13 protein-coding genes are annotated in these 12,191 nt (G+C 29.0%); all 13 read left to right on the forward strand.

Annotation, left to right across the window (positions count from 1 at the left end):
• The first annotated feature begins 418 nt into the window (after positions 1–418).
• Positions 419–1,228: a spore coat protein gene (locus VS182_RS05365; RefSeq protein WP_479492415.1), complete on the forward strand. Its 810-nt coding sequence runs from the start codon at positions 419–421 to the stop codon at positions 1,226–1,228.
• A gap of 412 nt (positions 1,229–1,640) precedes the next feature.
• On the forward strand, positions 1,641–3,089 hold the full coding sequence (miaB, locus tag VS182_RS05370; protein ID WP_479492416.1) for a tRNA (N6-isopentenyl adenosine(37)-C2)-methylthiotransferase MiaB: 1,449 nt from the start codon (positions 1,641–1,643) through the stop codon (positions 3,087–3,089).
• Between the two features lie 250 nt (positions 3,090–3,339).
• Positions 3,340–3,924, forward strand: a complete 585-nt coding sequence (gene cotE / locus VS182_RS05375) for an outer spore coat protein CotE (protein WP_479492417.1) — start codon at positions 3,340–3,342, stop codon at positions 3,922–3,924.
• Positions 3,925–3,990: 66 nt separating this feature from the next.
• Complete coding sequence (locus tag VS182_RS05380) at positions 3,991–5,388, forward strand: putative amidoligase domain-containing protein (RefSeq protein ID WP_479484146.1); 1,398 nt, start codon at positions 3,991–3,993, stop codon at positions 5,386–5,388.
• A gap of 774 nt (positions 5,389–6,162) precedes the next feature.
• Positions 6,163–6,288, forward strand: a complete 126-nt coding sequence (locus VS182_RS05385; protein ID WP_479492418.1) for a hypothetical protein — start codon at positions 6,163–6,165, stop codon at positions 6,286–6,288.
• 33 nt (positions 6,289–6,321) lie between these two features.
• On the forward strand, positions 6,322–6,507 hold the full coding sequence (locus VS182_RS05390) for a hypothetical protein (protein ID WP_479492419.1): 186 nt from the start codon (positions 6,322–6,324) through the stop codon (positions 6,505–6,507).
• Between the two features lie 158 nt (positions 6,508–6,665).
• Positions 6,666–7,136, forward strand: coding sequence for a hypothetical protein (locus VS182_RS05395; RefSeq protein WP_479492420.1), 471 nt, complete (start codon positions 6,666–6,668; stop codon positions 7,134–7,136).
• Positions 7,137–7,204: 68 nt separating this feature from the next.
• Complete coding sequence (locus VS182_RS05400; RefSeq protein WP_479484148.1) at positions 7,205–7,375, forward strand: hypothetical protein; 171 nt, start codon at positions 7,205–7,207, stop codon at positions 7,373–7,375.
• Positions 7,376–8,854: 1,479 nt separating this feature from the next.
• A complete protein-coding gene (locus VS182_RS05405) occupies positions 8,855–9,769 on the forward strand; it encodes a transposase family protein (RefSeq protein WP_479492400.1) in 915 nt (304 codons plus the stop codon).
• Between the two features lie 461 nt (positions 9,770–10,230).
• The gene (locus VS182_RS05410; protein ID WP_479489013.1) at positions 10,231–10,494 is read left to right on the forward strand and encodes a hypothetical protein; all 264 of its coding nucleotides are present in this window, start codon (positions 10,231–10,233) and stop codon (positions 10,492–10,494) included.
• An 8-nt stretch (positions 10,495–10,502) separates the two neighbouring features.
• Complete coding sequence (locus VS182_RS05415; RefSeq protein ID WP_479492421.1) at positions 10,503–10,838, forward strand: hypothetical protein; 336 nt, start codon at positions 10,503–10,505, stop codon at positions 10,836–10,838.
• A 27-nt stretch (positions 10,839–10,865) separates the two neighbouring features.
• On the forward strand, positions 10,866–11,768 hold the full coding sequence (locus VS182_RS05420) for a YIEGIA domain-containing protein (RefSeq protein ID WP_479484151.1): 903 nt from the start codon (positions 10,866–10,868) through the stop codon (positions 11,766–11,768).
• A 96-nt stretch (positions 11,769–11,864) separates the two neighbouring features.
• Positions 11,865–12,080: a capping complex subunit for YIEGIA gene (locus VS182_RS05425; protein WP_479484152.1), complete on the forward strand. Its 216-nt coding sequence runs from the start codon at positions 11,865–11,867 to the stop codon at positions 12,078–12,080.
• Positions 12,081–12,191 lie beyond the last annotated feature (111 nt).

The raw sequence follows: 12,191 nt of genomic DNA on the forward strand, positions 1-12,191 counted from the left end.
TTTTTATTTTTGTATATGCTTTTTGTTTTTTATTTATTTTATGTTCTTTTTTTTATGTTCTTTTTTTTATGTTCTTTTTTTTATGTTCTTGTTTTAGAATTGACCGGAAATATTAATATAGCTAATTAGTGATGATGTAATTTAAAAAAACAATAGCTATTATCATAGCTTTTATTGCATTTAATTATGTTCTTAACATGGGTTTTTTGGACAAGCTTTTTATTCATGTTCTGTTTTTTGTATTTATTTTTTATTTTAAGTTTCTTTTATTTATTTCTTTTAGATAATAAGTTGTTTTTTATTTATAATTATTTTGGATTTTAATTATTATTTTTTTAGGGGTTGAAATTATTTTATGTGGGGTAACTTAAGGGAGAGCTACTTTGTAAATTAGTAGTTTGTAAATGGGGGGATTTTTTTGGATAAGGATAAAGGTTTTTGCGGATGTAATAGTGGTGGTTCTAGTGATCAGCCGAATAATAAGCAGCAAAATAATTTCAATGAAGAAATTGGTAGAGAAGAACGGATGATACCTGATTTATATTTTACGCATTCTCAGGACAGACATCAGAAGGCTAGACATGATCAGAAAACAGGTGTACCAAAGCCTGCAGAGCGTTTTTTGGATGGCTTGCCTTCAAGTCAAAATCATGGGGCGCATGAATTGTTTTCAGTTCATGAAGTGTTGCATACTAATTTAAATGTTTTAGATCAATTTTTGCTTTTACGTTCACAAGTAACAGATGAGCGTTTGTTGAAGATTTTGGATCGTCAATATGCATTTTTAGCTGATGAGTATAATATGCTTGTGCAATGTTTTGCTACTGGTCAGGACCCAGAACATCGAACAGTTTCTTATAAGATGCGTCAAGATAATAAGACTTATTTTCACACATCTCAAGATGGTATGCCTATTCGTCGTCCATTAGATTCTCCTGAAGCTGTTTCTTGTGCACATGTTGCTATGTATATGATGGGTATGTTAAAATCTCTAGTTTCCATCAAATCTATAGCTTCATGTGAGGTTACTAATCCGGTAGTTAGACGTGTTCTTGCTGATAGTTTGCCTAACAATATTGAAATGGCTTATGAATCATTCCTTTATTTGAATTCCCAAAGACAATATACTGTTCATCGACTTGCTCCGGAATTTTCTCAACCATTGGTGAATGCTTTTGTCCAAGCTTTGCCTATGAATAATGTTGGACATAATTCGTATTTGCAATAATATAAGCATCGCTGTTTGAGGCGATGCTTATAAGATTTTTTTTGTTTATTTTTGTTTATTTTTGTTTATTTTTGTTTATTTTTGTTTATTTTTGTTTATTTTTGTTTATTTTTGTTTATTTTTGTTTATTTTTGTTTATTTTTGTTTATTTTTGTTTATTTTTGTTTATTTTTGTTTATTTTTGTTTATTTTTGTTTATTGTTTTTGTTTATTTTTGTTTATTGGTTTTTTTAGACTTTTTATTACTTTTTAATGCCCATTTTTTTATTTTTTGTGTTATTTTTTTCGCAGAATAAAATGTTTTTTCTTTGATTGTGATAATAATTTTTAGTGCATTAGCATAACCGGTAAGTTAAAATAAATTTAGTAATAATTATTTGGGATAATTAAATATATTTAGGAGGACGACACAATGGTCATTTGGCAGAAGCCAAATTTAATTACTGCTAAAAAGCGGAGTAGGGATCCGGCTTCGGTATTGAAGATGGAACCATTATCAGAAAAACTTAAATCTTTAGGCATAGGTAAGAAATATAAAATTATTACTTATGGTTGTCAAATGAATGTCCATGATAGTGAAGCTATAGCTGGGTTGTTAGAGCATATGGGATACATAGCTGTGTCTGAAGATGAAGGATATGAAGAAGCTGATTTGGTGTTATTAAATACTTGTGCTATACGTGAAAAAGCCGAAGATAAGGTTTTTGGCAAGCTAGGTACTTTGGCTAAGTATAAGCGTGATAATCCAGGACTTATTTTAGGTGTTTGTGGTTGTATGGCTCAGGAAGAAGTTGTTGTTAAGCGTATTTTGCAGAAATATCCATATGTTGATTTGTTATTTGGTACACATAATATTCATCGTTTACCTTATCTTTTAGAAGATGCATATTTTAATAAGGAGATTGTTGTCGAAGTTTGGTCACGTGAAGGAGAAATTGTTGAACAAATTCCTCGTTTGCGTCATGATCAACTTAGGGCTTTTGTAAATATTATGTATGGGTGTGATAAGTTTTGTACCTATTGTATTGTCCCGTATACTCGGGGTAAGGAACGAAGTCGGCAACCCGAGGATATTATTGAAGAGATCAAGCAATTAGCGGAGCAGGGGTATCAGGAAGTTACGTTGCTGGGTCAAAATGTGAATGCTTATGGCAAAGATTTTGATAAATTTCCTTATCGTTTGTCAAATTTGTTAGATGATCTCAGTAAAATAAATATATCTAGGGTTCGTTTTACTACAAGTCATCCCAAAGATTGCGACGATGAGTTAATTAATGTGTTAGCAAAACGCGGAAATTTAGTCGAACATTTTCATTTACCTGTTCAATCAGGAGACGATACAATTTTAAAACGGATGGGTCGTGGGCATACGCGTGAGCAATATCTGATGTTCGTACAACGGTTGAGGGAAGCGATACCGGATATTGTGCTTACAACGGATATTATTGTTGGTTTTCCAGGGGAAACAGAAGAGCAATTTTTGAATACGATTGAATTATTGAAAGAAGTACAATTTGATGCAGTATTTTCTTTTATATATTCACCTCGTTCAGGTACACCTGCTGCTGACATGGAGTGTAATCTTTTAGATGTGACGAAGAGCAATCGTTTGCAATATTTACAAACTGTACAAAATGATATTAGTTTAGCATGTAATAAATTACTTATTGGAAATAAATTAGAAGTTCTTGTTGAAGGTCAAAGTAAGAAGCGACAAGATCGTTTAACCGGTCGTACGCGTACTAATAAGTTAGTTCATTTTGTTGGTTCAAGTGAACTTATCGGTCAATTGAAATGGGTGGAAATTACATCGACTAATTCTTTTTTTCTGCATGGTCAAATTATTGATCAACCTTTTTGATGATAAAATTTTATTTAATTTATTTATGTTATATGGAGGCTGTTTTTTATGTCGATTTATAACATAAATCATATTTTTTTATATTTATATTTTTTTTAAAATAATTGATAAATTATGAAAAAAGGTTAATTTATATTATAACTGTTGCATATTTTACTAAATCTGGGACTTTTTTCTAACATAAGCTTGGAACGCTAGGCGGATGTCCTGCATACACTTTTATAGAAAGACGCTAGGAGGAGGGAGCACGTTGTCGCGTACCGAACGGGCACCAACTTACCGACAGATCATCACACGTGCTGTGGTGGGTAAAGGGCGAAAATTTTCACAATTATCACATACATTTGGACCCCCAAATAAAATGCACACTATTCTTGGCGCTTGGGTCATTAATCATAAATATGACTGTCGTCGGCAGGACGAGATGATTGAGGTTTTAGGTAGCTATGATTTAAATATTTGGTATTCTACGGGTGGAAATACAGAAACTGCTGTTCTTAAAGAAAATGTCGATTATGTAGAATCTATACCTATGATATATATGGATCATAATACGAATGATTTGAATTTAAAAATAAATATGACTGTGACACAGTCACCAAATTGTGTCGAAGCGGCTTTTAATATTGCTAAAGATGCAGTTCAAGTACGTGTTGAGAAAGAGATTTTAGTTGAACTTGTTGGTGAGACTAGATTATGCGTTGCTGTTTATCCTCTTTCGTATGCGGAAGCGGATGATAAAGAGCATAGTTTGATGGAAGATTCAGGTGAAATACAGTCTTTTGAAGATCTTGATCCTGATCTTTTATTAGACGATCTTGAAAATAATAATTAACAAATTATTAACGCTGTTTTTAGATCCTTATTAAGTTGAGGACCATCTCTGCAAGGAGGGTGTCAGATGGGTACCCTCACGCTTTCTGGAGAAGAATTAATTTTATTAGATGAAGATAATCTGGCCAAAAAGATTTTAATTCAAGGTCGATTACCTGAATCGATTAAACTGGACATGGAACCTAGGAATGATTTATTACATGTTTTAAATGCACCAGAACGCTCGACGATGTCACGACCTGAAGCTCAACAAGAAGAATGGTTGAGGTTACATGGTATTTCTACAGCTCTTGATATACGTCTTTTGCGTGTTTATTGGGTAGGTATTTTCCAAACGAAAATCTTACGCATTTATCGTTCTGTCGATACGCCGGCTTTACTCACGAAAGCTCATTTAACTCATAAGCAAAGTTTTCGTCGGGTATCGCTGCACGATCAGAATAATAAGGAATTAAAGCGTGTTAGTCGCATGGCCATACATGCACTTTATGCCTTAGGCTTAGATTATGGTGTTGTGCGTTGTGGAGTTGGTACAGAACGTCGTGTTTGCGTCTCACATGTTCTTTCCAATCCACGATGTCATTATGAGTTAGCTAAATTATTTGCGCAAGCAATATTAGAATATTATCAATGGTTAAAAAAAGAGCCTTGGCTAAAGCACAAATTATCCCTAGGTGCTGATCCGGAATTTGTGATGCAATCATTACAAGGTTATTTAATGGTTGCTTCACATTATTTTCCTGTTAAAGGCCGTATAGGATGCGATGCTATCTGTGTGGGTACAGGAAGAAATAAAAAACCTATTGTTGAATTAAGGCCACCACCACGTACTGAGCCTAATGCTTTATTTTTTGAATTGCGTCATAGTCTTTTACAAGCTAATTTGCGTATGAAAAATGTGGAATCTCGTTGGTTAGCTGGTGCCATGCCTCATAAAGGGCTTCCTTTAGGAGGTCATGTACATTTTGGTGGTCTAAAACCTACTTTCCCTATTTTGCGAGCCTTAGATAACTATTTAGCTTTACCATTAACACTTATTGAAGACGATCGCAGTCGTGTTAGGAGAATGAAATATGGTTTTTTAGGTAATTATCGTGAAAAAGACCATGGTGGGTTTGAGTATAGAACATTACCTAGCTGGCTTATTTCTCCTCTGATAACACGAGGGGTGCTTTCTGTTGCTGCTCTGGTGATCAAAAATATACATCTTTTGCATCAGGAACCATTACGTGATCCAGAAATCCAACGAGCATATTATGCTGGTGATAGGAGTCGTATACGTGTATGGTTGCCGCAAATTGACGAAAAATTAAGATTATTACCTTTGTATGAAAAATATAGTAAAGAAATTGCAGCTTTTTATAGACATCTTGAACTAGGTAAATCTTGGGACGAAAAGAAAGATTTTCGCTATGCATGGAAAATAACACCTTATTCTAATAAAAGAAATAGAAGTAAAAGTTGAGTTATAACTTGATTTTTACAAGAATTTTAAAAGGGTTTATTTTAAAAAATATTACAATATTTTAATTTAATAACTGTACATGCAAAAAAAGCAAAAAAATGTAAATTATTAATAAAAATAATAAAATTTTATTATTTTTCCAAAGTTTACAATATATTATATTTTAATATTTTACAAACAAAAATAGACATTCCTCTATCACCTGTGTAGAATGTAAGTGTTAAGCACACACACAACAGGGGGATAGCAAATGTCTATTAATTGTAGGTTAACAAATAAATCCCATTTGGTCAAATTTTTTCGTAAATTGGGGTTAATATCCCAATTTACTTCATCTTTTTTTTGGCAATTACAGTAATAATTAAAAAGATCCATAAAAGTTTTTATTTTTATATATTGGTTTTAAAACCGTGGTTACTACCAATTACATTATTGCGGTATACTCTGTTTATTTATAAATTGATTTATTTTTTTATTAGATTTTCTGCTTATAAAACTTGAAATTATAAAATAAAACTATTTATATTAGTTTTATTTTCTCTTTTGTTTTAGAATTTATTTTTATTTTATTGTACTTTGTTTTTGTATAATATTAATTATCAAATAACATTAAATTAATATTAATTTGTAATATTAATTTAATGTTAATTTAAAATACGTTTATCAGATGTGTTTTTTTTGGATCAATATCATTTTTATTTTAAGGTACTTAAATGGTACTGTTTCAGAAAGATAATCGGGTGATTTTTTTAAGATTTTTGTTTTGTTTACTTTTTGCGATCTTTGTTTAGATCAAATGTTGCTATGGCCTTAAATTTTGGTACGCAAGCTATAGTAGGACAACCTAAGTCTTTTTCTTATTCTTTTGGTAAAGTTTCAGCTTCTTTAAAATGCAAATAATATTTTTGTTGGTAAATCAAACAATCAAAAAATATGATAAATGGTCTTATAAATAATTTTATTAAATTATTATGCGGCATTTTTTTACCTGCTAATCAATTATCTTTTCAAAAATCTTTGATGGCACAACCAAATACGCATAAATATAATGTTCATGCTAGTTTTTTTGTTAATATGATTAAAGGTATTTTTAATTTTTATCTTGAGCTAGTATTTTGAATTATTCTTAATCATATAAATAGAAAGTAAAATATTATTATATTTATTTAAGTTTTTCTACTTGTTTTCCGGGTGTTTTTCGTATAATATCATGTTTATCAAATATTATTTCATAACCAAGATTGCTTTAGTTTAATATCCGGAAGGTGGTTGGGGAATTGATATTTTATTTTAGTAATAGACATAAAGCTTTATTAATATTATTATTGATTTTTTTCTTGTGCTTTTCATTAGGAATTTATAATGTAAATGCTGCTTCTCCTCATAAGCATTCTAAGAGTTCGATTTCGCGTTCTAGGGATAATGTTGATGATGAAATGAGCACACTTAAAGATACGATAGTTTCTCCCGGGGATAGTGCACAAGTAGATTCTTTAGCTTATGATAAGAAGATAGCTATTTTAGCAAATGGTTTAGAGCAACAGCAGAAACAGATTGCAGCTTTATCTAATAATCAACAACAGATTACGACTGCTGTGAGTAATCAGCAGCAACATCAACAACAGCAACAAGCTAATGCAATACAACCAGCTACGACAAGTGTTAGTAATGGTAGTAATGGTCTTATTGGTATTGTTAGTGATATTGTAAATATTGTAAGCAGTGTCGTTCGTGGCTTGTCATCTTAAAAATGTAAATATTTATTAGTTTAAATTATATACCCGTATATTCATAACGCACAAGAAGGAGATCTGATATGGAATATCTTCTAATGTTATCTACCACAAGTGTCGGGAATATGATCACCGTGACGCATCCTGAGATAGCTCAGGCAGCTTCTGCTTTGATAGATATCGTACAGCCGTTTATAGTTCCATTTATGGATAGTATTCTTCCTATATTAAAAACCTTAACAAGTTCTGTTTAGTGGTTTTTAAAGGTTTTAAAAATTTTATGCGGCTATACCTTGTGATATTTTATGAATATTTTCTTTTTGTGGTTTCACACAAGGACATAGGCTCAATAGTTTAGTTTTGGATATATTAAATGGTTCTATGTGATTTTGTGGATTGACAACAGGCGGGTTGATCAATATTATTCAAGATTATTTTATTTTTTAATCAAATCAAATCTGCTTTTACAATTTGTCTTACAGAGGAGGATGGGATGTGAGCGGATTTCTACATTTGATGGTTTCAGTTGCATCATCTTTTATGCCTCTTGTAAATAAGATCATCACTGCTATTGTTAATTAATTTTCATTCTAAAAAAGACTAATCCTTAATAAGGTTAGTCTTTTTTATTTATTTATTTATTTTTTATTTTATTCTCAGTTAAATTTTTTAATTTCATTATAAATTAATATAAAGATTGATTAAATAAAATCTAAAATCCATTAAATTAAAAAATTACCTTTGGGTTATTTTTTAAAATCAATTTAAAATTATTAATAATATATATGACAAAAATATTATTTTGGATATATCAAAAAATATATATAAAGTTTATTTTTGTTTTTAATTCTTTTAATAAAATTAGTAATAGATATTAAGCCTATTTGCTAATTTTTTATATTCGTATTTTCCGGCAAGTTCTAGTTATTTTATAATAAATATTTATAAGATTAATACTTATATTTTTAAATTGACATTATATAGAAATAATTTATAGGTTAAATTATGGATTAATATTATTTTTATTTATAATTTGAATATTATTTTATAAGTTAAAGATGTTTTAAAAAACACAAAACAAAGTTTTTTGTCTATATAAAGTTTGTCAGAGATTTTTTGGTTTTTAGTTTTTGTTATGAGAAGTTCAGGTGAAAATTATTTTTATTTATCTAGGATAATTTTATCTTAATTAGTAAAGTTTTATAAATTTATTCTTATACAGTCATATATTTGTGTTTTATTGCACAAAATGATGGATGACCAAAGATAGAGCATATAAATTTTTATCATAAATAATTGTTTATTGGACTTGTCCAAGAATCAATTTGAAGAGAGTTTAAGTGTTTAATCAAAGTCACTAAAAGCTATGATCATGGCTATTTTTTTGCATTAAATTAGACCATTACTAATCGGCTATATGGACTTGTGCCTAAACTTTAATACATGTGATTAAGACGAACAATTGTCATTTATGGATATTTTTAAATTTTTTTAAAAATATAAAATTTCAATATCTATTCTTATTTATGAGCTATATTGTTATAATAATCTGAATAAACTAAAAAATATTATATATATTATTATTTTTTTGGAATTTCATTAAGATATGAAAAAAGATAAATTTTTGTGTTTTGATATCTTTAAATTAAAATGCTATTTCTTTATATACATAAAAAAAACAACACTATTATTAAATTGTGTTGTTTTTTTTATGTATATATACTACTATTAATATGGAATTTAACACTAAAAGAAAAGAGCAGATAACTATGTCTAATATTAACAAGAGATATGTAAATATGGAATATGCAAAAATAGCAAAATTAACAGAAAAAGAATTTATGTCCGCCGTAGGCGTCGATAAAATAACCTTTTCAATTATAGTAGAAAGTGTGCGGAAATATGACTTGAAAAACCATGAAAAAGGGGGTAGACCAAACATACTTGACCCGGAAAATCAAGTGTTATTGTTTTTTCATAATTTTTTCTTTGGTCGTACTTATAGAAGTATTGCAAAAACTTTCGATGTTACTAGCAGTACTGTTAATAAAACTATAAAAAAGGTACAAGCTGTCGCAACAAAAGTACTTAATAAAGAAAATCCTAAAAATATGAAAAAATATCTACCTAGCTTAACATATGGCAGATTCATTATAGATGGTACAGAAATATGCATTCAACGTCCTAAGGTGAATTACAAACCCTATTTATCTGGACGTAAAAAACAAACAAGTAAGAAATCCTTAATTTTAATTTGCTCTAAAACTGCCAAGATTTATTTTACAAATTACGCTCCTGGTAGCGTACATGATTTTAATCTTTACAAAAAATCACGTATTCCATTATCAGAAAACGCAACGTTGCTAGGTGATTCAGGTTTTAAAGGCCTAAACCAATATCATTTGTATGCGATTATACCTTATCAAAACAGTAAATACAAGGTTTTAAGCCAAGAAGAAAAAGACTATAACCATATTTTATCCCAAGAAAGATCCTTAGTTGAAAGAGTTATAGGATGGCTAAAAAGATTCAAGCTTATTGCTAATAGATATCGTAATAAACTGAAAAATTTCTCAAAGCAATTTGATCTAATCTCAGCAATATTCAATCATCATTTATCTTTAGATAAATTCAAAAAATTTATATAAAATCCAAAAATATAAATTAAAAAATTCAGACAATTTACACGAACAATCAATTGTATCAAATCAATATAATTTTAGCTATTATTTAAATTTAAATAATTAAATTAAACATATAAGAGGAATAAGTAAAACTTAGTTTCCTTATTAAAACATGTTTATTGATATTTTAACACTTATGATAAAATATAATCATGAAAGTAATGATAATAACATCTTTGAAAACACTTTATTAGTCTCAAATAAACATTGCATTAAAGTTTAGGCACAAGTCCTATTAATATTTCTGGACAAGTCCATCATACATAATAACTTTTTATCATATAACATTTTTTAGCATTTTTGAATTTTTTATTTATCTTTTTCTTTTAAATTTTACAATTTTTTTCTTAATAATTTATTTAGTATTTATTTATTTTTTTTTCTTTTAAGTATCATACTAGACAGATGTTAAGGAGGGTATTTTCTTGGCTATAGATGTTTCCTCTGCGCTTTTGAGTTGGTCTTTTTTTATTTTATTGTTTACGGGTTGGTTTCGTAATTTTGCTCCTATGTTGCATTTGAAAGTTTTTTATTTAAAGGCAATGTTTTTTATGATTAGCTTGTCTTTTTTATTACCTTCTTTTATGGTAAATGAATATGTGTTTGTTCATGTTTCTTATATAATATGTTTTTTTTTATTTTGTATTTTTTTGTTTCTTTTCGTTGGGAAAGATTATTTTATTTATTAAGTGTTATTTTGGTTTTTAGTACGGTTCCGCTTCTGGGTATTTTTCTTTTGTCTGACTTGATGTTTTTTATTAAATTATGGTTTTCTTTGTTTATTCTCTTTTTTTGGGTTATATGTTCTGTATTATATTTTAGTCGTTTAAGTCATGCCATAAGTTTTTGTTTAGGTAATTGGATGTTTTGGAAATTATGGTGTTTCCTTTTATTAAAGGATAGATTAATACCAGTTATTCTGGGTGATGGTTCTTTTCGTTTAGGTTTTATCATTATTATTTTAAGTGGTTATTTTTGTTTTATTATAAAAAATATATCTATAAAAAATAGATTAAGAAAGGGAATTATATAGAATGAATTTCAAGGGGTTTGATATTTTATGGATTTAAATTTCGATTTAAAAACATGGGCAGTTATTGTAGGGATGATTGTAGGGATATCTGTAAGGCTACGTATTTTGCAAATGGATTATCGTCAATATCCAAGTTATCCCCATGGATATATTGTTCATGTTTCTTTAGGCATTATTGCTTCAGCATTAGGTTCCGTGGCTATTCCTGCTTTATTGGATGAGAACTATATCGCAGTAACTTTTTTATCTTTAGCAGCGCAGCAGTTTAGGGAAGTTCGTAAAGTTGAACGAGATACATTGGCTTGTTTGGATACAACCGAATTAGTACGGCGTGGTTCTAACTATATTGAAGGTATGGCTATGGTCTTTGAAGGACGTAATTATTTTGTTATAGGGGCTTCGCTTGTTAGTTCTTTAGTTACGATGGTTTTTCAAAGTCCTGGTTTTGGTTTGTTAATAGGATCTGTTTTATTTTTGGTCAGTCGTTTAATTTTACGTAGTCGTTGTATTCGTGATATTGCTACTGTAGATATTGTTCCTATTACATTTTCGGATGCTGATTTGTATATTAATAGTATATATTTAACGAACATTGGTGTGAAAGAGATGAAACAAACTATAGAAAAATTTGGCGTTGGTCTTATTATAAGACCTAAACAGCGTTGTCATGAAATGATTTTTACTAATTTAGGCCAGAGACAAGCTATTTTACACGATGCTTCTACTGTTTTAGGTATCTATTTTGATGTTGCTATGCCTATAATTACTCCTATGTCTAAACGTGATTTAAAAAATGGTGGTTTAATTGTTTTATTAATCCCACATACTGTTTTTAATCACGATATAATTAAAAAAGTTATTTATAATATACCGATTTTAGAAAGTGTAGTTCGTGGTCCAAGCAAGGCTGGAGTAAAACAAATGGAATAATCAATAAATATGAATTATAAAAACAGAAATAAATTTAAAAAATAAAAACAGAAATAAATTTAAAAATAAATATATTTACATAATATATTGAAAGGGATGATTTATATAAGTAGAATAAGCATTAATCGACCAAAGTTAGTAGCTATAGTGACAACTGCAGAAGATAACATTGTTAGCGGATCAGGAGTGACGGTTTTTAAGGTTTCAGATAAAGATAGCTTGAATCGATATGCTGGTATTTTAGAACGTTTTCTATTAGCATGTGCGTATGCTTTAGATGAGCATACTTTTCTTTTAGTTCAACGTAATTAAAATTGCTTGATCTTATTTTTATATGTTACTTTATATGCTATAAAATGAATTGAAAAATTATAAATTAATTTTGGGTGCATTTTATCTATGGAACTCTTGTTGATTTTTATT

The sequence above is a fragment of the Pasteuria ramosa genome (assembly GCF_056496785.1).

Excerpts from the sequence above, each read along its gene's own strand:
- miaB (WP_479492416.1), top strand. The coding sequence starts at position 1,641 with ATGGTCATTTGGCAGAAGCCAAATTTAATTACTGCTAAAAAGCGGAGT.
- VS182_RS05380 (WP_479484146.1), top strand. The coding sequence starts at position 3,991 with ATGGGTACCCTCACGCTTTCTGGAGAAGAATTAATTTTATTAGATGAA.
- VS182_RS05390 (WP_479492419.1), top strand. The coding sequence starts at position 6,322 with ATGATAAATGGTCTTATAAATAATTTTATTAAATTATTATGCGGCATT.
- VS182_RS05400 (WP_479484148.1), top strand. The coding sequence starts at position 7,205 with ATGGAATATCTTCTAATGTTATCTACCACAAGTGTCGGGAATATGATC.
- VS182_RS05405 (WP_479492400.1), top strand. The coding sequence starts at position 8,855 with ATGGAATTTAACACTAAAAGAAAAGAGCAGATAACTATGTCTAATATT.
- VS182_RS05420 (WP_479484151.1), top strand. The coding sequence starts at position 10,866 with ATGGATTTAAATTTCGATTTAAAAACATGGGCAGTTATTGTAGGGATG.
- VS182_RS05425 (WP_479484152.1), top strand. The coding sequence starts at position 11,865 with ATGATTTATATAAGTAGAATAAGCATTAATCGACCAAAGTTAGTAGCT.